The following is a 23,720-nucleotide window of genomic DNA, read 5'->3' on the forward strand; positions in this document are numbered from 1 at the left end:
TCCTACAGGCGCTGTCCACCTCACGTAGGAGCGGTCCGTGGCCGCGAAACGGGCGCTGCGGTCGGTCAGGCACATCGCAGTCAGCCTTTCGCGGCCGATGACCGCTCCTACAGGCGCTGTCCACCTCACGTAGGAGCGGTCCGTGGCCGCGAAACAGGCGCTGGGGTGGGTCAGGCCGAATCACTGCGCCGAGAAGGCAAACACCGTGGTGTGGGTGTAGGTCTGGCCGGGATCGAGGCGGGTGCTGGCGAACGTGGGCTGGTTGGGGGCATCGGGGAAGTGCTGGGTTTCCAGGGTGAAGGCGCCCCAGTGCGGATACACCTTGCCACCCTTGCCGCGAACGGTGCCGTCGAGGAAGTTGCTGGTATAGAACTGCACGCCCGGCTCGGTGGTGTAGAGCGTCAAGGTGCGCCCCGAGACCGGGTCGGTCACCTTGGCGGCCTCGCGTTTCAAGTCGCCTGCGCTGTCGAGCACCCAATTGAAATCGAAGCCGCCTTGTTTCGGCTCGGCGAACGCCAGCTGCTCATGCTTGGCACCGATGTGCTTGCCAATCGCGGTAGGCGCGAGGAAATCCATCGGCGTGCCTTTCACCGGTGCCAACTCGCCGGTCGGGATCAACTTCGCCGTCACCGGCGTGTAGCGGCTCGCATGCAAGGTGGCCACCTGCTTCAACACATCGCCACTGCCGGCACCGGCCAGATTGAAATAGCTGTGGTTGGTCAGGTTGAGCACGGTGGGTTTGTCGGTGGTGGCCTTGTACTGCACGCGCAGTTCGTTGCGTTCGTTCAGGCTGTAGGTGACCTGGGTCGCCAGGGTCCCGGGAAAGCCCATCTCGCCATCGGGTGAGCGATAGGTGAAGGTGGCCGCGACCTGGTCGGCATCCTGCGTGGCCTCTACGGCCCAGACGTGTTTGTCGAACCCTCGGGTGCCGCCGTGCAGGGCATTGCTCTTGTCATTGAGCGGTACCGAATAGGTCTGCCCGTCCAGGTTGAACTTGCCCCCGGCCAGGCGGTTGCCGAAGCGGCCGATAGTGGCGCCGAAATACACGGTGGGATTGGCCTGGTAGCCCTGAATGTCATCGAAGCCCAGTACCACATCCGCAACCTCGCCTTTCTTGTCCGGCACTTGCAGCGCCTGCAAGGTCGCGCCGTAGGTGATGATGCTGGCTTTCATACCGTGGCTGTTGCTCAGGGTGATCTTTTCCAGCGGCGTGCCATCGGGCAGCGCGCCGAAGCTTTCGCGGGTCGAAGTCAAGCCTGCCGCATGGGCAGAGATGGAAGCAGTCATGAGGGTCAATCCAATGGCGCTGAGCAGTTTTTGATAAATAGGCATGTAAGGCGTTCCGTAGTTTTTTATAGGAAATGGCTGGATCCCGGGGTTGGACAACCGGACTCCGGCGGTGGCTGCACTGGCAGGTATAGCTGAAATTCGACGTCCGTAAAAATAAATGGTAATACTATTTGCCAGATCACTCGTGGTGTCATTTCTGACAGGATCTACGACACGCCGCTGTGGATGGCGCAAGCGTGACGTTACGTTACAAATGCCCATCCTGTTATATGGTATGACTATTCGCTGATATCGCTGGACGCTGTAGCTATTCAATAAAAATAAGGAGTTAGCTATGTTGAGTCGTCATGGGATCCGTTCCCTGTGTTGTGCCGCCCTGACCGCCGCGATGTTCGCAGGCTCGTCGGCTTCGTGGGCCGAAGAGGTCAAGATCGGTTTCCTGGTCAAGCAGGCTGAAGAGCCCTGGTTCCAGACCGAGTGGGCCTTTGCCGAGAAGGCCGGCAGGGACAAGGGCTTCAAGGTCATCAAGATCGCCGTGCCCGACGGCGAGAAAACCCTTTCGGCCATCGACAGCCTGGCCGCCAATGGGGTCAAGGGTTTCGTCATCTGCCCTCCTGACGTTGCGCTAGGCCCGGCCATCGTCGCCAAGGCCAAACTCAACGACATGAAAGTAATGGCCGTGGACGATCGCTTCGTCGATGCCAAGGGCAACTTCATGGAGGACGTGCCGTACCTGGGCATGGCCGCCTTCGAAGTCGGCGAGAAACAGGGCATGGCCATGGCCGGCGAAGCCAAGAAGCGTGGCTGGGACTGGAAAGACACCTACGCCATCATCAATACCTACAACGAGCTGGATACCGGCAAGAAGCGCACCGACGGCTCGGTCAAGGCGCTGAAGGCTGCGGGCCTGCCGACCGAGCACATTCTGTTCGCCGCGCAGAAGACCCTCGATGTACCCGGCAGCATGGACGCCACCAACTCCACGCTGGTCAAGCTGCCGTCAGGCGCCAAGAATCTGATCATCGGTGGCATGAACGACAACACCGTGCTGGGTGGCGTGCGCGCCACCGAGAGTGCCGGGTTCGCCGCAGCCAACGTGATCGGCATCGGCATCAACGGTACCGATGCCATCGGTGAGCTGAAGAAAGCCAACAGTGGCTTCTTCGGCTCCATGCTGCCCAGCCCCCATACCGAGGGCTACAACACGGCAAGCATGATGTTCGAGTGGGTCACCACCGGCAAAGAACCGCCCAAATACACCGCCATGGATGATGTGACCCTGATCACCCGCGAGAACTTCAAGCAGGAACTGGAAAAGATCGGTTTGTGGAACTGATCCGACCCATGGCCTCTGCCCTGGCAGAGGCCGATTCTTCACGGCGTGCCGTGATGCCTGCTCTGGAGTTGTATCCATGCGTGTAGAGTCATTGCGTTTCAACGGTATCGGCAAGAATTTCCCGGGCGTGCGCGCACTGTCGGACATCAGCTTCGAAGTTCGCCCGGGCAGCGTGCATGCCCTGATGGGCGAAAACGGTGCCGGCAAGTCCACCTTGTTGAAGATCCTGGGCGGTGCCTACCAGCCCAGCACGGGCAGCCTGCAGATTGGCAGCCAGAGCCTGGTGTTCAAGTCCGCTGCCGAAAGCATCGGCAGCGGCGTGGCCGTGATTCACCAGGAGCTGCACCTGGTGCCGGAAATGAGCGTGGCGGAAAACCTGCTGCTGGGCCACATGCCAGCGCGTTTCGGCCTGATCGATCGCAGCGCCATGCTGCGCCGTGCCGGCGAGCTGCTCGCCGGTCTGGCCGACGAGATCGATCCACGCCAGCGCTTGGGCAGTCTGTCCCTGGGCCAGCGGCAGTTGGTCGAGATTGCCAAGGCGATGTCGCGCAATGCCCATGTGATCGCCTTCGACGAGCCGACCAGCAGCTTGTCGGCACGGGAAATCGACCGGCTGATGACGATCATTGCCAAGCTGCGCGACGAGGGCAGGGTGGTCCTCTATGTCTCCCACCGCATGGAGGAGATATTCCGCATCTGCGACGCCGTCACGGTGTTCAAGGATGGCCGCTACGTGCGCACTTTCGACGACATGGCCGAGTTGACCCACGACCAGTTGGTGACCTGCATGGTCGGCCGCGATATCCAGGACATCTACAACTACCGTCCTCGCCCTCATCAGGGCCAGGCACTGCGCGTCGAGGGCTTGCTGGGGCCGGGTCTGCACGAGCCGGTCAGTTTCAGCGTCGCCAAGGGTGAAGTGCTGGGCTTCTTCGGCCTGGTGGGCGCAGGCCGCACCGAGCTGTTGCGCCTGCTGTCCGGATTGGCCGCCAGCAAGGCAGGCAGCCTCACCCTCGATGGGCGTTCGCTGACCCTGGCCAACCCGCGCGACGCCATCGCCGCTGGCATTCTATTGTGCCCCGAAGATCGCAAGAAGGAAGGCATCGTGCCCCTGGCCAGTGTGGCCGAAAACATCAACATCGGCGCCCGCGACCGCCATCTCACCCTGGGCTGCCTGGTGCAGGGCCCGTGGGAAAAGGAGAACGCCGCGCGCCAGATCAAGGCGCTGAATATCAAGACCCCGTCCGCCGAGCAGCCGATCATGTACCTCTCCGGCGGCAACCAGCAGAAGGCCATCCTCGGTCGCTGGCTGTCGATGCCGATGAAGGTCCTGTTGCTCGACGAACCCACACGCGGCATCGACATCGGTGCCAAGGCCGAGATCTACCAGATCATTCACGGCCTGGCCGCCGATGGTATTGCGGTGATCGTGGTGTCCAGCGACCTGATGGAAGTGATCGGCATCAGCGATCGAATCCTGGTCATGAGTGAAGGTGCGTTGACCGGCGAAGTGCTGCGCGAGCAGGCGCAGGAATCCAGGTTGCTGCAATTGGCACTGCCGCGCACTCGCGGCTGAACAATAACAACAGAGGTGCTTATGTCTACGCAAAACACGCTGCAGGCCCCCCGCCAGGGTCTCAACCTGCGTCGCTTTCTGGACGAGTGGGTGATGCTGCTCGCCGCGCTGGCGATCTTCGTGCTGTGCACGATGTTCATCGACAACTTCCTCTCGCCATTGAACATGCGCGGGCTGGGCCTGGCCATTTCGACCACCGGCATTGCGGCCTGCACCATGCTCTACTGCCTGGCGTCCGGACATTTCGACCTGTCCGTGGGTTCGGTGATTGCATGCGCCGGGGTCATCGCGGCGGTGGTGATGCGCGACACCGAAAGCGTGCTGCTGGGCGTGGGCGCGGCCTTGCTGATGGGGCTGGTGGTTGGCCTGATCAACGGCATCGTCATCGCAAAGTTGCGCATCAATGCCTTGATCGCGACCCTGGCGACGATGCAGATCGTGCGCGGCCTGGCCTATATCTTTTCCAATGGCAAGGCGGTCGGGGTCATGCAGGAGGACTTCTTTATCTTCGGCAATGGCCAGTTGATGGGCGTGCCGGTGCCGATCCTGATCACCATCGTCTGCTTCATCTTCTTCGGTTGGTTGCTCAACTACACCACCTATGGACGCAACACCATGGCCATCGGTGGCAACCAGGAAGCGGCGCTGCTGGCGGGTGTGCACGTGGATCGCACCAAGATCATCATCTTTGCCGTGCACGGTGTGATCGGTGCGCTGGCCGGTGTGGTACTGGCGTCGCGGATGACCTCGGGCCAGCCGATGATCGGCCAAGGCTTCGAATTGACGGTGATCTCGGCGTGTGTGCTGGGTGGGGTGTCGCTGGCCGGGGGCATTGGCATGATTCGCCACGTGATCGCCGGCGTGCTGATTCTGGCGATCATCGAGAACGCGATGAACCTGAAGAATATCGACACGTTCTATCAGTACGTGATTCGCGGGACGATTCTGCTGATCGCGGTGATCATCGATCGTTTGAAGCGGCGCTGATCTGCGGGGGGCTTTCGCGGCCGATGACCGCTCCTACAGGGGAATGCACATCTGTAGGAGCGGTCATCGGCCGCGAATAGGCGCTACCCAATTGCATATGTGATCGGGTTCAGACCACCATCGACAACAGCAGGATGAAGATCAGGCCGACAACGGACAGGATGGTTTCCATCACGGTCCAGGTCTTCAGGGTTTCGGTCACGGTCATGTTGAAGTACTGCTTGACCAGCCAGAAACCCGCGTCGTTGACGTGGGACAGGATCACCGAGCCGGCGCCGGTGGCCAGCACCAGCAGCTCACGGTTGACGCCGGGCATCATGCCGATGACCGGGGCGACGATACCGGCACCGGTGATGGTCGCGACCGTTGCCGAGCCTGTGGCAACGCGAATCACCGCAGCCACCAGCCACGCCAGCAGAATCGGATTGACCTCGGCCTGCACGGCCATCTGGCCGATGATGTTGCCCACACCGGTATCCACCAGCATCTGCTTGAAACCACCGCCAGCGCCGACGATCAGCACGATGGCCGCAGTCGGGGCCAGGCTCTGGTCCAGCAGTTTCATGATCTTCGAACGGTCGAAACCGCGCGCCACACCAAAGGTGTAGAAGGCCAGCAACAGGGCCGCGAGCAGCGCGGTGATCGGGTGGCCGATGAAGTCCATCCACTGGCGGAACAGGTTCTCTGCCGGCAAGGCCACGTCGGCGAAGGTCTTGAGCATCATCAGGAACACGGGCAGCAGGATGGTGATCAGGGTCACCGCGAAGCTGGGCAGGTTTTGGTTGTCCGACTCCTTGGCAATCTGGTCCATCAGCTCCTTGGAAGGATTGCCCGGAATGTACTTGGAGATGAACGAGCCGAAGATCGGGCCGGCGATCATCGCAGTGGGCAGGCCGACGATCAGGCCGTAGAGAATGGTCTTGCCGATATCGGCGTTGAAGATGCCGATGGCCAGCAGCGGACCCGGATGTGGCGGCACCAGGCCGTGGACCACCGAAAGACCGGCAAGCAGCGGGATGCCGATCTTCACCAGCGACACGCCGGAACGGCGGGCGACGATGAACACCAGCGGGATCAGCAGCACGAAGCCGATCTCGAAGAACAGCGGGATGCCCACCAGGAACGCGGAGAACATCATTGCCCAGTGGATGCGCTTGACCCCGAACTTGCGGATCAGGGTTTGCGCGATCTGGTCGGCGCCGCCCGAATCGGCCATCAGTTTGCCGAGCATGGTGCCCAGCGCAAGGATGATGCCGACGAATCCAAGCACCCCGCCGAAGCCGTCCTGGAAGGACTTCATGACCTTGACCACCGGCAAACCGGACGTCAGGCCGAGGAAGATCGCCGCAATGGTGAGTGCGACGAAGGGATGGACCTTGAACTGGGTGATAAGCACGATCAGACCAATGATGGTGACCAGTGCATCGAGCAGCAAGTAAGTGTCGTGAGCTAAGCCAAACATAAAGGTTTGCCTCGTGTTGTCGTTGTTGTGGGCGCAACGGTTGTGGTTGGGGACATCAGGCACTGCTGCGCGGGATGCTCAGACAGCGCTGTCTTCGAGTGCCGATCAAGCCAGCGTGGAAGCGCCGTGCTCGACCAGCCAGTGTTCCACCTGCTGCGCCAGGTCCACGATGGGAGTGGTGGCGTCCAGGTCCAGGGTCAAGGGTTCGCCGGTCGGCGGTTCCAGTGCAGCGAACTGGCTGTCGATGAGGCTGGCCGGCATGAAGTGACCGGGCCGATGGGCGACGCGGTTGGCGGCTTCTTCGCGGGTCAATGCGAGAAACACGAAGCCCAGGCCAGGCACGGCGTCGCGCAGGGTCTTGCGATACTTGAGCTTGAGCGCCGAGCAGGTCAATACGGGGCGTTGCCCGGACTCGATGCAGGCACGCATTTCCTCGCCCAGACGCACCAGCCAACCGGCGCGGTCGTTGTCGTCGAGGGGGTGGCCGGCGCTCATCTTGGCGATGTTGGCCTCGGGATGAAAGCTGTCGCCTTCGATCAGGCGGCCGCCGCTGCGGCCAACGATGGCGGCACCGACGCTGCTCTTGCCGCAGCCGGATACTCCCATCACCACCAAAGCGTTCAGAGGGGCATTCATCAAGTCACTCCTGCTGGGGCCGGCCGTTCGTGGATACGGCGCCCTCATCTTATTGATCTTGTCAAAGCAGTCTGGTGCAGCCTGCGGTAATAGCAAGGCACAAATCATTATTGCTCTGGATTCGAGACAGCGCTACCTTACCTCAACTCTTTTTCATTGCAAGTAGATAACAACAAGAATCATGGCGCGAATCGGTTCACGCGCAACTGGCCTGCCCACCCTGGCCGAAGTTGCCAAACTCTCAGGTGTTTCCCCTATTACGGCTTCACGCGCACTGCGCGGGGTGTCGACGGTCGCTCCACAATTGGCCACCAAGGTCCTGGAGGCCGCGCAGACCCTGGGCTATGTGGTCAACCCGGCGGCACGCGCGCTGGCCTCGGCGCAGAGCCAGTCGGTGGTGGTGCTCATTCCCTCGTTGTCCAACCATTTGTTCATCGACACGCTGGAAGCCATCCATGAAGTGATGCGCCCGCGCGGGCTGGAAGTGCTGATCGGTAACTACCACTACGATGTCGACGAAGAAGAAAACCTCATTCGCAACTACCTGGCCTACAAGCCGGGCGGCATCCTGCTGACGGGCATGAGCCGCACCGAGCGTGCGCATGCCATGTTGCACAACAGTGGTGTGCCGTGCGTGCACATGATGGAGTTGGGCGCCAGCGGCGGGCGTGCCTGTGTCGGCTTTTCCCAGGAGCAGGCCGGAAGCGTGGCGGCGCAGCATCTGCTGGACGCCGGGCGCCGACGCCTGGGCTATGTGGCCGCACAGCTCGACCCGCGTGTGATGCAGCGCGCCGAAGGATTCAGGGCGGCGCTGGAGAGGGCGGGGGTGCATGATCCCCAACTCGAGGTGCTGTGCCCGCAGCCTTCGTCGATCGGCTTGGGCGGCGAGTTGTTCGCTGACCTGATGCAGCGACACCCAGATGTCGACGGGGTGTTCTTCTGCAATGACGACCTGGCCCAGGGCGCCATCTACGAGGCCCAGCGCTTGGGCATCGCCATTCCGGGACGAGTGGGCATGGTGGGCTTCAACGATCTGCCGGGTTCGGCGCATCTGGTACCGCGCCTGACCTCGATCCGTACCCCGCGCGCCGAGATCGGCCGCAAGGCGGCGCAGATGTTACTGGACAGCATGGCTGGCAAGAGTGACAGCGCCCAGGCAATCGACCTCGGCTTCGAGCTGGTCGTACGCGAAACCTGACCGGGCGTCCCTGATGCCTGCGGTGATGCCGGACGCGGCTTGCGCCGCTGCTACAGGGGATCGCGGTGCCTCTGTAGCAGCGGCGCGAGCCGCGTCGGCGGTGGGAGCGGTGTGTCTGATGCCCTGCGGTGATGCCGGACGCGGCTTGCGCCGCTGCTACAAAGGATGTGTGGCGCCAGTGGCAGCGGCGCGAGCCGCGTCGGCGGTGGGAGCGGTGTGTCTGATGCCCCGCGGTGATGCCGGACGCGGCTTGCGCCGCTGCTACAGGGGATCGCGGTGCCTCTGTAGCAGCGGCGCGAGCCGCGTCGGCGGTGGGAGCGGTGTGTCTGATGCCACGCGGTGATGCCGGACGCGGCTTGCGCCGCTGCTACAGGGGATCGCGGTGCTTCTGTAGCAGCGGCGCGAGCCGCGTCGGCGGTGGGAGCGGTGTGTCTGATGCCCCGCGGTGATGCCGGACGCGGCTTGCGCCGCTGCTACAGGGGATCGCGGTGCTTCTGTAGCAGCGGCGCGAGCCGCGTCTGGGTTCAGCGCGTTACTCGTTCCTGGCCAGGGCTGTGGTTGAACAGGCGTTTGTATTCCCGGCTGAACTGCGAGGTGCTCTGGTAACCCACGCGCAACGCGACCTGGTTGACGTTCATTGCATCCGCGACCAGCAGCGCGCGGGCCTTGAGCAGGCGCAGGCGCTTGATGTACTGCACGGGCGAGGCCAGCGTATTGCGCTTGAAATGCTCGTGGAACGTCGAAGCACTCATGTTCGCCCGTCGCGCCAGGTCATCGACTTGCAGCGGCTGCTCGTAATGCGCGTGCAGCCAGGACAGCGCGCCGGCGATACGTGCGAATTGCCCTTGCTGTTCGACCAGCGCGCGCAGCACATGCCCATTGGGACCGCGCAGTGCGGTGTAAAGCACCTCGCGCAACCGGGCCTGCGCCATGGCCAGGCGCTCCTGGGGATCGTGCAGGCACTGCAGCAGCCGCTCCACCGCGCCGCGCATGGCGTCGTCCAGCGCTACGGCAGTCATCGACTCGGTGGTCTGTGCCTGGCTCGGGCCGGGCTCCATGGCCAGCACCAGTTCACCCAACAGCGTTCGATCGATCGGGATAGATACACCGAGCAGGGGCAACTGCTCGCTGGCGAAGGTCTCGCACTCGAACGGCACTGGCAGTGCCTGTATCAGGTAGTGGCCCGCACCGTATTCCAGGGTGCGCTCGCCCAGGTACGCCAGTTTGCTGCCCTGGGCGATCACCATCAGGCTCGGTTCGTAGATCTGCGCGGTCCGCGCGACGTGGCTGCGGCACGAAACCACGCGCAGGCCGTCGATGGCCGTCGGGATCCAGTCATCGGCAATGGCCAGCGGGCGAATCAGCTGTACCAGGCGGGCGTTGGCGTCGAGATGTTTGGTCAGGCTCATGGGATACCACGGATCAGGCATGAAATCAGTCGCGGATGATCGCACGTTCGGGCCCCGTTTGCGGGGTGCTCGGAGGAATGGGCATTCATTGCGCAGGATCGGACATGGCCGCAGGCGCGCGGGAAAGCCACAATCCAAGCCTGATCATTTTTCGTTTCGAGAGGTTTACCATGTCCAAGGCACTCGGCTACGCCGCGCTTTCGCCCACCACGCCCCTGGCGCCCTTGAGCTTCGAACGTCGCGCCTTGCGCCCTGACGATGTCAGCATCGAAATCCAGTATTGCGGCGTCTGCCACTCTGACTTGCACCAGGCCCGCAACGACTGGGGCATTGCGGTTTACCCACTGGTACCGGGCCACGAAATCGTCGGCCGCGTGGTTGCCGTCGGTTCCCAGGTTCAGAAGTACGCCGTGGGCGACCGCGTCGGCGTGGGCTGCATGGTCGACTCGTGCCAGCATTGCGATGCCTGCCACGCGGACCTGGAGCAGTACTGCCTGGAAGGCCCGACCATGACCTACGCTACGCCTGATCGCGTCGATGGCAGCAACACCATGGGCGGTTATTCCGACAGCATCGTGGTCAGCGAGAATTTCGTGGTGCGCATTCCCGACGGCCTCGACCCGGCCAACGCCGCGCCGATCCTGTGCGCCGGGATCACCACCTATTCGCCGCTGAAGCATTACGGCGTCAAGCCGGGTGACAAGGTCGGCATTCTGGGCATGGGTGGCCTGGGCCACATGGGCATCAAGTTCGCCAAGGCGCTGGGCGCCGAAGTGACCCTGTTCACCCGTTCGGCGAGCAAGGCTGCCGAAGGCCGTCGCCAAGGTGCGGACCATGTGATCGTATCGACCGATGCCGAGCAGATGAAGGCCGCCGCCGAGACCTTCGACTTCCTGCTCGACACCATTCCGGTGCCGCACGACCTGAACCCCTACCTGGAAACCCTGCGTTTCGACGGTGTGCACATTCTGGTCGGGCTGATCCAGCCGGTAGATCCCGCTCTGCATGCGGCCAACCTGGTGCTCAAGCGCCGCGTTCTGGCCGGTTCGTTGATCGGTGGTATCAAGGAAACCCAGGAAGTCCTGGATTTCTGCGCCGAGCACGACATCACCTGCGATATCGAGATGCTGGACATCAAGAACATCAACGAGGCGTTCGAGCGCATGCACGCCGGTGACGTGAAGTACCGCTTCGTGATCGACATGGCCACCCTCAAGGCCTGATACGGCAGGGCATAACCTGTGTAGGAGCGGTCCTTGGCCGCGAACCAGGCGCTGCGGTGTGTCAGTCAATCCGCGGTGTGCTTTTCGCGGCCGCTGACCGCTCCTACGGATACGAGGTCACCTGTAGGAGCGGCCTGAGGCCGCGAAACGGGCGCTGCGGTGTGTCAGTCAATCCGCGGTGTGCTTTTCGCGGCCGCTGACCGCTCCTACGGATACGAGGTCACCTGTAGGAGCGGCCTGAGGCCGCGAAACGGGCGCTGCGGTGTGTCAGTCAATCCGCGGTGTGCTTTTCGCGGCCGCTGACCGCTCCTACGGGTACGCGGTTACCTGTAGGAGCGGTCCATGGCCGCGAACCGGGCGCTGCGGTATCGCGCTGCTACTTTATGCAACCATTCCTGCGCGCCAGCCTCAAAGCTGCAATCCGTGCCAGGAACATCCCCGATGTCTTCATCTTCCGCCCGCCCGTTGCGCATCGGTGTGCTGACGCACATCAAACACCCCATTCGCCAACCGTTCGCCGGCGGCTTGGAAGCGTTCACCCACGATGTGACATCCGGGCTGATGCAACGCGGCCATGACGTCACGCTGTTCGCCAGCTCGTCCAGCGATCCGGCGCTCAACATTGTCCCGGTGTGGGATGACACCACCTACAAGGACGGTCGACGGGCCTGCCTGAGCTCCGAGTACATCGAGGAGCATCACGCCTACCTCAAAGCGATGCAGAACATCGACGACCGCCGCTTCGACGTCATCTTCAACAACAGCCTGCACTATGTGCCTGCGACCATGGCCTCGATGATTCGCACACCGATGCTGACGGTGCTGCACACCCCACCTTTCTTCGAATTGATCAACGCCTACAGCGGCGAGCGCCGCGCCGGGCACTTCGCAACCATCTCCGAAGCCAACGCACGGCAGTGGAAAGAGGTCGTTCCCGAGTGCCATGTCATCCCCAACGGCATCGACCTGCAGCTGTGGTCACCGCGCGCGGCACCGCTCGAGCATGCCATCTGGTTCGGGCGGCTGGTGCCGGACAAGGGCGCGCACCTGGCCATGGACGCCGCGAAACTGGCCGGCGTACCGCTGCGCCTGGCCGGTCAGGCGGTCGACCCGCGTTACTTCAAGGAGCAGATCCAGCCGCGCTTGAATGACCAGTGCCAGTACCTTGGGCACTTGGGCCGTGACGAACTGGCCATCGAGCTGGCCAGCGCGTCCGCCGCCTTGGTCACCCCGTGCTGGGAAGAGCCCTTCGGCCTGGTCGTGGCAGAAGCCCTGGCCTGCGGCACACCGGTAGCGGCCTTCGCCCGCGGCGCGGTGGGCGATCTGCTGACCGACGCAACCGGTGCGCTGGCCGCAGGCGGCGACGTCGAAGGCTTGGCACACGCTTTGCGCCTGGCCCGGCGCAAGTCACGCCTGGCCTGCCGCCTGCACGCCGAGAGCCAGTGGAGCCACGAGGTCATGCTCGACCGCTACGACGCGCTGTTGCGGCAAGTGGCCGACGCCGGTGCCTGAGCGCGCGCAGGTCGGCTACTACGTGCATCACCACGGCTCCGGCCATGGCATGCGCGCCCTGGCCATCGCTCGACACATGGACTGCGACGTCACGTTGATCGGCTCGCGGTTGCCCGACGCCGACTACCCCTCGACGATCAAGGCCCTGCAGTTGCCCGGCGACACTGCGCCCGACATGCATGTGGAGAGCTTTCCCGCGCTGCATTATGCGCCCTTGGCGGTGGACGGGCTGCGCGAACGCATGGGGCTTCTGGCCGACTGGATGCGTAGCGCCTGGCCGTGTCTGCTGGTGGTCGATGTATCCGTGGAAGTGGCGATGCTGGCGCGCCTGTTCGGCGTACCGTGCGTGTACATGCGCCAGCACGGCGAACGTACCGACCCGGCCCACCTGCAGGCTTATGCATCGGCCTCGCGCTTGCTGGCGCCGTACCCGGCTTCGATGGAGTGCAGCCAGATGCCCGACTGGGTGCTGGCCAAGACCGACCACTGCGGTTGGGTGTCCCGCTACAGCCAACAAAGCAGCGCTCATGTGGCGCCTGAGCATGGCGCGGTGCTGGTGATCACCGGGCAGGGTGGCACGGCCTTCACCGTCGATTCACTGATCGCCATTGCCAGACGCTGCCCCGAAGATCGATTTCGTGTAGCCGGACCGCTGCCCGCCAGTGACCTGCCGCTGCCGGGAAACCTGACGCTGCTGGGGCACCTGGTCGACCCCTTGCCGGAACTGCTGCGTGCCGAGATCGTGGTAGGCAGTGCCGGGGACAATGTGGTCGCCGAGGTCGCGCATATGGGCGGGCGTTTGATCGCCATTGCCGAGCAGCGCCCGTTCGATGAGCAACGCCTGCAGGCGTTGCAGCTCGAAAGGTTGGGCGTGGCACTGGGTGTGCTCGGTGTCCCGGCTGCAGATCAGTGGCCGGCTCTACTGCAGAGGGCTCGGCATTTGCCCGGTCGCCGCGGCTGGCAGGCATTGCTCAACGACAATGCCGCAGCCGACGCCGCTCGGATCGTTGTGGATACGCTGCACAGTCATTTCGGATCGAGCTGATGGAGGGCTGGCGCGCTCAGCCTGCCTTGAGCGCCAGCGGCGGAATGAACGCCTCGAGCTCGGCTTCCACTGCCTCGATGATGCGCTCGACGTCCGCGGCATTCATGACCGTTGCACAAGGCAGCCCGGCGATGGCCAACAGGGTTTCGCCGCTGCTGCGGTCGAACAGCCTGGCCACCATGCTGCTGGGCGCATCCATATTGCCCTCGAAGCCCATGGGGTGAAAGTGCCAGCGCATGACCTGGCAAGCGTTCGGAAATGTCATCTTGTTCATCGCGCCCACCTGTTGCAGCCGCACGTGGCAGGGCAGGCCATCGGAATGGATAGCCTGTGGAGTATTAAAAGTAGCACCACCTGGATGACAGCTGTGCGCTTTGCCACGAATACCGGGCGATTTCATGAAGTTTCATGATCTGCGTCAGTTTTTGCAGGACGCAAGCCCCGTGGCGTCCGCTTTGCCGACCACCGCATCGCAGCCTCCGGGCTTGAGCATGATGGTCAGCAGCGCCGAGAGCAGCAGCGCCCCGCTCATCAACAGGTAGGAAGCGCCCGGGTTGCCGGTGCTGGCGTTCAGATAGCCAACCAGGTAGGACCCGGCAAACGAGCCCAGGGCGCCCATGCTGTTGATCAGCGCCATGGCACCACCGGCCACGTTGGCGGGAAGGATCTCCGGCACGATGGCAAAGAACGGACCATAGGGCGCATACATGCACGCTCCGGCGATCACCAGCAATGCATAGGACCACCAGAAATGCTCGCTGCCCAGCGCGTACGAACCGTAGAACGCCAGTGCCGCCAGCAGCAGCGGTGGCCAGACGAAGCGCTTGCGCCGTTGCATACGGTCGGAAAACCAGCTCACCACCAGCATGCCGATCACCGCCGCCAGGTAGGGCAGGGAAGACAGCCAGCCAGCCTCGATCATGTCCATCTGCGCGCCCTGCTTGAGAATCGACGGCAGCCACAGCACAAAGCCGTACACGCCCACACTCCACAGGAAGAACTGCAACGACAGGGTGATGACCTTGCCCGAACGGAAGGCTTCGGCGTAGTTCTTCACCGGCTTCATGCCCACCTGTTCGGCGGCCAGTGCCTGTTGCAGATTGTCTTTTTCCTGCTGGCTGAGCCACTTCGCCTGGGCGGGTCGATCATCGGCCAAGCGCCACCAGATGAATGCCCAGATGACGGCGGGCAACCCTTCGATGATGAACATCCAGCGCCAGCTGTAATGCTGGATCAGGTAGCCGGACACCACCGACATCCACAGCATCGTCACCGGGTTGCCCAGTATCAGGAAGGTGTTGGCGCGTGAGCGTTCCGCGCGGGTGAACCAATGGCACAGGTACACCAGCATCGCGGGCATGACCACGGCTTCGACGACGCCGAGCATGAAGCGGATCACGATCAGCCAGTAGGCGCTGGAGACGACACCGGTTAAGGTTGCCAGGCTGCCCCAGAGGATCAGGCTGACGAAGATCAACTGCTTGACACTGTGCTTCTGCGCATAGATCGCGCCGGGGACCTGGAAGAAGAAGTAACCCAGGAAGAACAGGGCGCCGAGCAGCGAGGACAGCCCCGGCGTTATGTTCAGGTCGGCGGCCATGCCCGAGGCTGCGGCAAAACCGTAGTTGGCCCGGTCCAGGTAGGCCAGGCTGTAGGTGATGAAGACGATCGGCATGATGTACCACCAGCGACGGCTGGCGAGTTTCACGGTGTGGCTGTGCATGGTCTGACTCCTGAGCATTTTGTAATTGTCGCAACAGGTAGGGCGTTTTGATTCATGGGTGCAGGGCGCAACGTTTTGCGGGTGTCTTTTTTGCGTGCGTCAGTGGCTTTCGTCCTCGATCAGCGCGGCGCGCGTCGGCAGGCCTTCCATGTCGCCCGGGCTCTGTACAGCCAGGCTGCCGATCCAGTTGCCGCGGCCGGCGGCCTGGGCCAGGTCGCGGCCTTCGAGCAGGGCACTGATGACGCCCACGGCGAAGCCGTCACCCGCGCCGACCGTATCCACCACCTTGGTCACGGGGCGGCTGGCTACATAGCCTTGTTGCTCGGCGCTGCAATAGAACGCGCCGTCCGCGCCCAACTTGATCACCACCGCCTGCACACCCTGGTCGAGATAGAAACGGGCAATGTCTTCGCAGCGTTGGTGTCCGGTCAGCAGCTGCCCTTCGGCCAGGCCCGGCAATACCCAGTCGGCCAGCGCGGCGAAGCTGTTGATCTGCTCGATCATGTGCGCCTGGCTGGGCCACAGCGACGGGCGCAGGTTGGGGTCGAACGAGACGCTCCGGCCTGCCGAACGCATGGCGGTCATCAAACCGCGGGTCAACGCGTTCATGCTCGGCGACAGCGCCGGGGCGATGCCGGTGGCATGCAGGTGACGGGCATCGAGCAGACGTGCAGGCACGTCGCCAATGCCCATATGGCTGGCCGCCGATCCGCGGCGAAAGTATTCGACCGTGGGGTCGCGGCCATCGTCCTGCAGCGACTTGAACTGGAACCCGGTGGGGTGCTGTGAATCCACGCCGACATGGCTGCAATCCAGCCCTTCGCGTTGCAACGCGGCGACGATGAAGCGACCGAGCGAGTCGTTGCCCACTCGGCTCAGCCAGGCGACGTTGAAGCCCAGCCGCGACAGGCCGATGGCGACGTTGTTGTCGGCACCGGCAATGCGTTTGCGGAAGCGCTCGACTTCGGCCAGTTCGCCGGTCTGCTCGGCGACGAACATGGCCATGGTTTCGCCGAAGCTCAGCACATCGAACTCAGCCATGGGCCACCTCCTGCGCGGCCTGGCCGAGGCGGGTGAGGGTGGCCACCTGTGCCTTGGCGACAGCCAGCAGGTCGCTGCCCTGCAACGGGTACTCGATGGCCCGCACCAGGCCTGGGGCCATGTGCCCGAGCAGGCGCGCCCACTGATGCAGGTCGGTCAGCTCGGGCGGCGTGGCGACCAGCTTGCCGGCCGTGGTGCGTTGTACGGCCTTGCAGTGAATGTATTCGACGAAACGGCCCAACTGCTGCGCAGCGCTCGAAACCGACTGTTGCTGCCATTGCCAGTTGCCGATGTCGAAGGTCATGCCCACCGGCACGCCTTGCCCGGCTATCGCAGTGAAGAAGTCGACCAGCGGCTCGATCCGCCCACCGTGGGCAGTCTGGTCGTTCTCGATCAGCAGGCGCACGGGTTGATCGCGCAACTGGTCATGCAACAGGTGCAAGTCGCTGGCAATGGAGTGAAAACCCAGCGAGACCTTGAGCCAGATCGCGCTGCACGCGGCCGCGCGAGCGAGCGCCAGTTGCAGCTGCGGATTGGGCGCGGCCTGGCCGGGCTGCCACAGCTCGAGCGGCGAGGAATAGACGCAGGTGAGGCCTTGCGCGGCGATGGCACTGCGCAGGGAGGGCGCATCGAAGTCATCGAACAGCTCCTCGCGCAGTTCAATATGGCTGGCGCCGGTCTGGGCGACCAGCGGTGCCAGGCTGGCCTGGCCCTGTGTACGAACATGGTCCGCGCCGAAGCTGGAAAGGCTGATGGAGACGGGATAGGGATGCATTGTTATTGTCCTCTGAAACCGGTTTCAATTGTAAGCATGGATACTGCGCACGCCGCAGCGCTTTTTCAGCGGAGCGGGGTGGAACCTCGAATGATCAGATCGGGGGTGAAGTGGAACGTCTGGGCTGGACCTTGCGCCCCTTGCAGCCGCTTCAACAGGCATTCAAGTGCCTGCACGCCGATGGCATGGGTGGGTTGGGCAAGGGCGGTAATACCGTTGCCTACCAGGGGGTACCAGTCGAGGTCGTCGAGCGCGATCAGCCCCACGTTTTCGCATGCCTGGTTGCCCAACTCCCGCAGGGCCAGCGTGCAGGCCAGTGCCGCCACGCCATTGGCGCAGAACAAGGCCTTGGGCCCGACGTCGGTGCTGGCAAGGAACGTGCGTAGTTGCTCGCCGAGGCCGGCACCTGTGTAGAACACCGTGCCGCCGGTGCGTTGCGCGAAGGCCTCGATGCGTTCGGTACGGGAGCTGGTGCCATCGACCGCCTCACTGACCAGCGCCAGCTGGCGATAGCCGCGCTCGTGGAGGTGGTCCAGGGCCATGTCGACGGCCATCCGGTTGTCCAGCCCGACAAGGTCGCTGGGCAGGTCGGCCACCTTGCGGTCGACCAGCACCATGGGCAGTTCCCGTTGCAGTTCGCGCAGCTCATCCAGGTGGTGGCCGAGGGTGTTCACGATCACGCCTTCGACGTTGTAGGCACGCATGGCCTGCAACTGCTGGCGTTCCTGTTCCGGGTCGCGGTCGGTGTTGCATACCACCAGACTGTAGCCATGGCGGCGGCAGGCGGTTTCCACGCCATGCATGACGGCCACCGAGTAGGGGTTGCGGATATCGGCCATGAGCATGCCGATCAGGCGCGTACGACCGCGCTTGAGGCCGCGGGCCATCTGATTGGGGCGATAGCCGAGGTCGTCGATGGCGCGGGCGATGCGTGTGGCGATGACGTCGGACAGCAGACCGCGATCCTCACCGATGAAGCGCGAGACACTGGCCTTGGATACACCTGCGCGCTCGGCTACGTCGAGCATGGTCACACGAGGGCGTACAGGAACGGAAAGACGGGTCACGGCCTGAGTCCTTTTATGGATGTTATGGGCAGGCGATCAGTGGTTGAAACCGGTTTCAGGAAACACCAAATCGAAGTGGCCGTCAACGGGGGAGGATGGATTTTTGCGCAGGCGATCGGGGCACTAGGGTGGTGCATTTCACGGCTGGAACCGCAGCGCGGCCTTCGCGGGCAGAGCTCGCTCCCACAGGGGATCGGGCTACTCCTGTGGGAGCGGGCTCTGCCCGCGAATCAGGCGACGCGGGTCAGCCAGCGGCGACGACGGTGATTTCCACCAGCAGATCGGGCGCGGCCAGGCGGGATTCCACGGTAGCACGCGCCGGGGCGTGGCCTTCGGGTGCCCAGGCGTCCCACACTTCGTTCATTCCGGCGAAATTGGCCTGGATGTCCGACAGCCACACTTGCGCGGTGACGATACGGGTCTTGTCCAGGCCAGCCTGCTCCAGGAAGCTGTCGATCTTGGCCAGCACCTGGGCAGTCTGGCCCTTGATGTCCAGGCTACGGTCAGTGGCGGTCTGCCCGCCGAGGAAGGTGAAGCCGTTGCACTGCACGACACGGCTCATGCGTTGGTTGGTTTCGATGCGCTTGATGTCCAGCATGGTGTATTTCCTCACGAGTGGATAAGGGATGTTGCAGGTTGTTCGAGCGTCGTCGCCGATTGCGCGAAACGCCCTACGGAAAAGGGGTCGAGACTGATCGGCGAGGGCTCGCCGAGAATCTGCTGGGCCAGGCGCTGACCGGTCCCGGGACCCATCTGGAAACCACTGCCGCAGAAACCGAAGGAATAGCTCAGCTTGTCCGTCTTGCAGCTGGCGCCGATCACTGGAATGTCATCGGCGGTAAACGCCTCGACACCGGCCCAGACCCGATTCACACCCAGGTTGCGCAAATGGGGAAACAGGTCGGTTACCGTACGCGCGCTGGTGCTCAGCCGGTCCATTTGAACCTCGCCATGGCGCGCGGCGAACTCCACCGAGCCCACCAGCTTGCCGCCGATCACCACGGTGCCGTTGGCGAACTGTTTGAATGACAGCGCCCGGCCCGTAGCGCCCAGCACCGGCGCACAGAATGGGGCGACCCGGTGAGTGACCATCAGCATCAAGCCCTGCGGATGCACCGGCACCGGCTCGCCGACCTGTGCCGCCAGTTGCGCCGCCCAGGCCCCTGCGGTGACCACCAGGTGCTCCGCTTGATGCACGCCCGACCGTGTCTCGACCCGCCAATGGGTGGCGCTGCGCTCGATGCGCAGTGCCGGCGTCTGCTCCAGGACCCGTACTCCCAGCCGCTGCGCAGCCAGGCGAAACGCGGTAACGGTGTGGTACGGCACGGCATAGCCGTCGCCGTCGACCCAGATACCACCTACCACATGGGGTGCCACCGTAGGTACCAATTCGAGCACCTGCTGCCGATCGATCAATACCTCATGGGCGAAGCCCAAGGCATGCAACTGCTCCACACGGCGCTGGCATTCCTGCAGTTCAACGTCGTTCTCGGCCAGTTTCAGCTGGCCGCTGGCGACGAAGCCACCGTCCTCGCCGAGCACGTCCTGCAGGCCATGCCAAAGCGTTCGCGAAGCGAGGGCCAAGGGGATTTCCGCCACATGGCGGCCCAGGGTGCGCACGCCACCGGCGTTCACCCCGGAAGCATGGCGACCGCAATACTCCGCCTCCAGCACGGTCACCCGGACGCCGGCGCTAGCCAGGTGCAGGGCGGTGCTGAGGCCGTGGATGCCGCCGCCGATCACCAATACATCAGCGCCCGAGCGCTGGCGCTCAGTCACCGGCCAGCTCCCCGAGTGTGATGGGCTTGATCGGCGGACGAATCCGGTAGTAACCGACGTCACCTGCGGGCACCTGGCGCGCATCGGCGATCACTTCGGTGACGGTCAGGCCGCACAGGCGTCCCTGGCAGGGCCCCATGCCGCACCGGCCGAACGACTTCGCCTGGTTCGGACCGGCGCAGCCCATGGCGACGAACTGGCGCAACTGGCCGGCGGTGACTTCCTCGCAGCGGCAGACAATGACGTCGTCAGCCGGGATCCGATGCTCGTCGCGGGGCCGGTACAGCGCGTCGAGAAACGGTCTGATGCGCAAATTGTCGGTCAACGCCCGGCGCAGCTCGACGCCACGCCGATCGCGCTGCGGAGCGCCCAGCGCGCCCAGCCGAGCGGCGATGCCCAGGCCGGCCAGCCGGCCCTGCAGTGCCGCCGCCTGTGCACCGCCGATACCGCCTCCGTCACCGGCGACAAACACCCCTGGCACGTCCAGTTCGCCCCAGCTGTCCCTGAGCGGGCTGAAGCACAGCTGCTGCGGATCCCAGGCGTGGGTCGCACGCAGCGACTGGCTGAATTGAATATTGGGTACCACCCCCTGGTGCAGCAGCACGCACCGACTGGCGATGCGCTGCGCCTTGCCGTTGGCGGTGAAGCTCAGCGCCTGGGCCGAATCGGTACCCTCGATCGCCAACTGCGAGGCGCCGGTGAAATGGGCGATGCGCGCCTGGCGCAGACTGCGCATCAGCTCCAGGCCCTTGCGCAGGTAAGGCCAGGCACGCAGGGCCGAGACCAGATGACGCCGCGCGCGCCAGTAGTCGTCGCGGTGCGTGGTATCGACCAAGGCCTTGATCGGCACTCCGGCACGCAAATACTGCCAGCCCAGCAGGTACAGCAAAGGTCCGCAACCGGCCAGCACCACCGGCTCGGTGGGTACTGCGCCAGCGCTCTTGAGCAGGATCTGCGCCGCGCCCGCAGTCATCACTCCCGGAAGGGTCCAGCCACGGATGGGGAAGGGCCGCTCCATGGCGCCGGTGGCCAGCAGGACCGCGCGGGCCTGCAACGTGTGCATGCGCCCACCCTGCAGATAGCTGACCTGATGATCACGACCCACCTGCCACACTGCAGCTTCCTTGATGTGCCGCACCGGAGTGTCCTCCAGGGCTCTGGCGAGCACGTTGCCGTGGGCATAGTCCGGTCCCAGCAGGTCGCGCCGGCTCAGCGGCGCCAGGGTGATACCGCGATAGATCTGCCCGCCAGGGCTGCCTTGCTCGTCCAGCAAGACCACGGCGAGGCCCAGCCCGGCCAGCTCGGTGGCACCGGCCATGCCTGCCGGGCCGGCGCCCACGACGACGACGTCGACGGATTCGGGGTTCATGGCTGCACCTCCAGGACGCTGACCGAGGGAGCCTCGAACTGCAAATCGCGAGCGCCTTCCTGGGAGCGCACCTGCATGCCGTCGACCACATCGATCAGGCAACTCTGCCGATTGGGCACGCCATCGATGCTGACCAGGCATTCGAAACACACGCCCATCATGCAGTAGGGCGCGCGCGGCGACTCGCTCACCGGCGTGGCCCGGAAGCGCTCGATTCCGGACATCAACAACGCCGCCGCCACGCTGATGCCTGGCGGTACGCTCAACGCCTCGCCGTTGAAGCTGAAGGTCACACTGCGGCTGCTGCGGGTTTCGCCGGCCACCGACTGGAACAGCGGGGCGCGGCTGGGGGCTTCAATGGGCATGGGCAAGCACCTTGTCGCTGAGAAAACGTTCGCCGTTGAACACGGCCAATTCGTCGGGCTGCGCCGCCCCCATCACCCAGGGCGCAATGCGCAGGGCGTGGGCGGCGGCCAGGGTTACACCGCTGTGGCAGGTGATGACGAAGGCCCCGGGGTGGGTCGACGACTGCTGGTAGATCGGGAAACCGTCCGGGCTCATTACCCGCAAGGCACCCCAGGCACGGATCAGGCGCACATCGCGCAGCAGCGGAAAGGTCGCTACGCCACGCTGGGCGATCGCCGAGAGCACACCGGTGGAGGTACTGTCGTCGAAGCCGACTTCTTCCATCGAATCGCCCAGTTGCACCGTGCCTTCGTCGGTCTGGCGGACATTGATGGTGGGATAGTCGAGAAACGGCTGGACCCGCTCGCTGACCAGTACCTGCCCGCGGTTGGGTGCGACCGGTGCATGCAGCCCGACCTGCGCGGCCAACCCGGGGTTGCCCAGGCCGGCTGCGAGTACCACGCGCGGCGCACAGTAGGCCTGCTCCCCGGCCCAGATGCGGAAGTCGCCGGCACTGCCCTCGATGCGCTGGATGTGCTGGCCGCCTGCGAAACGCGCGCCATGGCGTTGCGCGGACGCATGCAGGGCGCGCAGTAGCTTCAGCGGGTTCACATGGCCGTCCTGGGGGGTATAACTGGCGCCGATCACGGCCTTGCCGATCAGCGGCAGGCGCGCCTTGAGTTCGCCGGCATCGAGCATCTCGAAGGGGTAGTCACCGACCGCCGCCTGCAATTGGCGCAGGCGCGCCTCGCGCTCTAGCAGTTCCTCGTCGCTGAAGCACATGTGAAAGCCACCCGGCTGCTTGAGGCTGACATCCACGCCACTGTCGGCCAGCAGCATATCGCGCAGGTCGGCCCAGCGTTGCGCCGAAGAACGTGTCCAACGCGCATAGTCGGGCAGGTTGTAGCCTTTGCCCTGAACCCAGACCAGGCCGAAATTGCCACGCGAGGCGCGGAACGCATCGTCGCCCTGGTCGAGCACCACGGTGTCGGCGCCGTTGCGCGCCAGGCCGTAGGCCACCGCCGTACCCACCAGCCCGCCACCGACGACGATCACGTCGGCCTTGATCGCTGCCGTCGAGCGCTTCATTTGCCTTCTCCTATGAGCACGCGGTCCAGGCCTACCAGGCGATCCAGCACCAGCATCAAGATCAACGTGCCAACGATCAGCACCGTAGAGACCGCCGTGATCAACGGGTCGATGGTCTGGGAAATCTGGTTGTACATGGCCACCGGCAATGTCGTGGTGCCGGGCGTGGCCACGAACACGGTCATGGTCAGCTCATCGAAACTCTGGATGAAAGCCAGCATCCAGCCGCCGACCACGCCAGTGCGGATGCGCGGCAGGATGACCCGGTGGAACGCCGTCCAGCGTTTGGCGCCCAGCGACAGCGCGGCCTGCTCGATGTCTTTCTCCAGGCCGATGGTGGAGGCCAGGGTCAGGCGCAATGCATAGGGCAGCACGACGATCACGTGAGTCAGGCACAGCGCCCAGAACGAGCCGCCAATCTGCGCGATGGAGAAGAAACGCAGGAAGGCGATCCCCAGCACCACGGAAGGAATCATCAGCGGCGAGAGCAGAAAACCGGTCAATGTGCCGCGGCCGGGGAAATCGTAGCGGCTGATGGCCAAGGCCGCCGGGATGGCCAGCAGCGTGGCGATGGTGGCCGACGCCAGGCCCAGCTTGATCGACAGCATGAACGCGTCGAGCATTTCCTGATTGTCCAGCAGGGCCCTGAACCAGCGCAGCGACAAGCCATTGGTGGGCAGTGAAAGATACCCCTTGTCGGTGAATGCCATCGCCATCACCACCAGCAGCGGCGCGACGATGAAGCCGATGAACAGGGTATGGAACAGCAGCGAGAAAAAACCGTTCTTGTGCATGGCG

22 protein-coding genes are annotated in these 23,720 nt (G+C 64.0%); 7 read left to right on the forward strand and 15 right to left on the reverse strand.

From position 1 onward, the window contains the following. Nucleotides 1-180: 180 nt before the first annotated feature. Nucleotides 181-1,332 carry an aldose epimerase family protein gene (locus IFT80_RS03555; protein ID WP_240998721.1) on the reverse strand — a complete coding sequence of 384 codons (1,152 nt, stop codon included), beginning with the start codon at nucleotides 1,330-1,332 and terminating at the stop codon, nucleotides 181-183. Nucleotides 1,333-1,624: 292 nt separating this feature from the next. Between IFT80_RS03555 and IFT80_RS03560 the strand changes: the two genes are divergently transcribed. From IFT80_RS03560 to araH, 3 genes are all read left to right on the forward strand, one after another. Continuing rightward, nucleotides 1,625-2,626 (forward strand): substrate-binding domain-containing protein, encoded by a 1,002-nt coding sequence (locus tag IFT80_RS03560; protein WP_122715288.1) that lies wholly within the window; start codon nucleotides 1,625-1,627, stop codon nucleotides 2,624-2,626. Nucleotides 2,627-2,702: 76 nt separating this feature from the next. Next, on the forward strand, nucleotides 2,703-4,202 hold the full coding sequence (gene araG, locus IFT80_RS03565) for an L-arabinose ABC transporter ATP-binding protein AraG (protein WP_122477023.1): 1,500 nt from the start codon (nucleotides 2,703-2,705) through the stop codon (nucleotides 4,200-4,202). A 21-nt stretch (nucleotides 4,203-4,223) separates the two neighbouring features. Next, nucleotides 4,224-5,189, forward strand: a complete 966-nt coding sequence (araH, locus tag IFT80_RS03570) for an L-arabinose ABC transporter permease AraH (protein ID WP_192136765.1) — start codon at nucleotides 4,224-4,226, stop codon at nucleotides 5,187-5,189. 109 nt (nucleotides 5,190-5,298) lie between these two features. Here the strand turns inward: araH and IFT80_RS03575 are convergent, their stop codons facing one another. Together IFT80_RS03575 and IFT80_RS03580 are read right to left on the reverse strand one after the other, a co-directional pair. After that, on the reverse strand, nucleotides 5,299-6,651 hold the full coding sequence (locus IFT80_RS03575; RefSeq protein ID WP_122477027.1) for a GntP family permease: 1,353 nt from the start codon (nucleotides 6,649-6,651) through the stop codon (nucleotides 5,299-5,301). A gap of 105 nt (nucleotides 6,652-6,756) precedes the next feature. Continuing rightward, entirely contained in the window at nucleotides 6,757-7,287 is a 531-nt protein-coding gene (locus IFT80_RS03580; RefSeq protein WP_122477029.1) for a gluconokinase, read from the reverse strand. Nucleotides 7,288-7,468: 181 nt separating this feature from the next. Between IFT80_RS03580 and IFT80_RS03585 the strand changes: the two genes are divergently transcribed. Then, nucleotides 7,469-8,485, forward strand: coding sequence for a LacI family DNA-binding transcriptional regulator (locus IFT80_RS03585; RefSeq protein WP_192136766.1), 1,017 nt, complete (start codon nucleotides 7,469-7,471; stop codon nucleotides 8,483-8,485). A 524-nt stretch (nucleotides 8,486-9,009) separates the two neighbouring features. On the opposite strand, the gene IFT80_RS03590 is transcribed toward IFT80_RS03585, so the two are convergent. Beyond that, nucleotides 9,010-9,894, reverse strand: a complete 885-nt coding sequence (locus IFT80_RS03590; protein ID WP_122478229.1) for an AraC family transcriptional regulator — start codon at nucleotides 9,892-9,894, stop codon at nucleotides 9,010-9,012. A gap of 170 nt (nucleotides 9,895-10,064) precedes the next feature. Here IFT80_RS03590 and IFT80_RS03595 point away from each other — a divergent pair, with 170 nt between their 5' ends. The 3 genes from IFT80_RS03595 to IFT80_RS03605 all read left to right on the forward strand — a co-directional run bounded on the left by IFT80_RS03595 (nucleotide 10,065) and on the right by IFT80_RS03605 (nucleotide 13,674). Continuing rightward, a complete protein-coding gene (locus IFT80_RS03595) occupies nucleotides 10,065-11,117 on the forward strand; it encodes an NAD(P)-dependent alcohol dehydrogenase (protein WP_185793405.1) in 1,053 nt (350 codons plus the stop codon). 441 nt (nucleotides 11,118-11,558) lie between these two features. Continuing rightward, nucleotides 11,559-12,629 (forward strand): glycosyltransferase family 4 protein, encoded by a 1,071-nt coding sequence (locus tag IFT80_RS03600; protein ID WP_240998779.1) that lies wholly within the window; start codon nucleotides 11,559-11,561, stop codon nucleotides 12,627-12,629. Continuing rightward, nucleotides 12,622-13,674: a hypothetical protein gene (locus tag IFT80_RS03605; protein ID WP_192136767.1), complete on the forward strand. Its 1,053-nt coding sequence runs from the start codon at nucleotides 12,622-12,624 to the stop codon at nucleotides 13,672-13,674. The genes IFT80_RS03600 and IFT80_RS03605 overlap by 8 nt, the downstream gene beginning before the upstream one ends. Nucleotides 13,675-13,690: 16 nt before the next feature. On the opposite strand, the gene IFT80_RS03610 is transcribed toward IFT80_RS03605, so the two are convergent. The 11 genes from IFT80_RS03610 to IFT80_RS03660 all read right to left on the reverse strand — a co-directional run bounded on the left by IFT80_RS03610 (nucleotide 13,691) and on the right by IFT80_RS03660 (nucleotide 23,716). Then, the gene (locus tag IFT80_RS03610; RefSeq protein WP_122478290.1) at nucleotides 13,691-13,966 is read right to left on the reverse strand and encodes a DUF1652 domain-containing protein; all 276 of its coding nucleotides are present in this window, start codon (nucleotides 13,964-13,966) and stop codon (nucleotides 13,691-13,693) included. Nucleotides 13,967-14,092: 126 nt separating this feature from the next. Beyond that, complete coding sequence (locus tag IFT80_RS03615; protein ID WP_192136768.1) at nucleotides 14,093-15,397, reverse strand: MFS transporter; 1,305 nt, start codon at nucleotides 15,395-15,397, stop codon at nucleotides 14,093-14,095. Between the two features lie 99 nt (nucleotides 15,398-15,496). Continuing rightward, nucleotides 15,497-16,438, reverse strand: a complete 942-nt coding sequence (locus IFT80_RS03620; RefSeq protein ID WP_192136769.1) for a sugar kinase — start codon at nucleotides 16,436-16,438, stop codon at nucleotides 15,497-15,499. Continuing rightward, on the reverse strand, nucleotides 16,431-17,213 hold the full coding sequence (locus IFT80_RS03625) for a sugar phosphate isomerase/epimerase family protein (protein ID WP_192136770.1): 783 nt from the start codon (nucleotides 17,211-17,213) through the stop codon (nucleotides 16,431-16,433). Before IFT80_RS03625 ends, IFT80_RS03620 begins: the two co-directional genes overlap by 8 nt. Nucleotides 17,214-17,278: 65 nt before the next feature. Beyond that, the gene (locus IFT80_RS03630; protein WP_192136872.1) at nucleotides 17,279-18,241 is read right to left on the reverse strand and encodes a LacI family DNA-binding transcriptional regulator; all 963 of its coding nucleotides are present in this window, start codon (nucleotides 18,239-18,241) and stop codon (nucleotides 17,279-17,281) included. Between the two features lie 283 nt (nucleotides 18,242-18,524). After that, nucleotides 18,525-18,878 carry a RidA family protein gene (locus tag IFT80_RS03635; RefSeq protein WP_049859546.1) on the reverse strand — a complete coding sequence of 118 codons (354 nt, stop codon included), beginning with the start codon at nucleotides 18,876-18,878 and terminating at the stop codon, nucleotides 18,525-18,527. Between the two features lie 11 nt (nucleotides 18,879-18,889). Beyond that, complete coding sequence (locus IFT80_RS03640) at nucleotides 18,890-20,059, reverse strand: NAD(P)/FAD-dependent oxidoreductase (RefSeq protein ID WP_342214328.1); 1,170 nt, start codon at nucleotides 20,057-20,059, stop codon at nucleotides 18,890-18,892. Next, nucleotides 20,052-21,428: an FAD/NAD(P)-dependent oxidoreductase gene (locus IFT80_RS03645; RefSeq protein ID WP_192056150.1), complete on the reverse strand. Its 1,377-nt coding sequence runs from the start codon at nucleotides 21,426-21,428 to the stop codon at nucleotides 20,052-20,054. Before IFT80_RS03645 ends, IFT80_RS03640 begins: the two co-directional genes overlap by 8 nt. Next, nucleotides 21,425-21,793 carry a (2Fe-2S)-binding protein gene (locus IFT80_RS03650; protein ID WP_192136772.1) on the reverse strand — a complete coding sequence of 123 codons (369 nt, stop codon included), beginning with the start codon at nucleotides 21,791-21,793 and terminating at the stop codon, nucleotides 21,425-21,427. Before IFT80_RS03650 ends, IFT80_RS03645 begins: the two co-directional genes overlap by 4 nt. After that, nucleotides 21,783-22,922 (reverse strand): NAD(P)/FAD-dependent oxidoreductase, encoded by a 1,140-nt coding sequence (locus tag IFT80_RS03655; protein ID WP_192136773.1) that lies wholly within the window; start codon nucleotides 22,920-22,922, stop codon nucleotides 21,783-21,785. Before IFT80_RS03655 ends, IFT80_RS03650 begins: the two co-directional genes overlap by 11 nt. Next, nucleotides 22,919-23,716: an ABC transporter permease gene (locus IFT80_RS03660; RefSeq protein ID WP_122478214.1), complete on the reverse strand. Its 798-nt coding sequence runs from the start codon at nucleotides 23,714-23,716 to the stop codon at nucleotides 22,919-22,921. The genes IFT80_RS03655 and IFT80_RS03660 overlap by 4 nt, the downstream gene beginning before the upstream one ends. Nucleotides 23,717-23,720 lie beyond the last annotated feature (4 nt).

The organism is Pseudomonas sp. CFBP 8771, assembly GCF_014841695.1.
GTDB lineage: Bacteria > Pseudomonadota > Gammaproteobacteria > Pseudomonadales > Pseudomonadaceae > Aquipseudomonas > Aquipseudomonas baltica.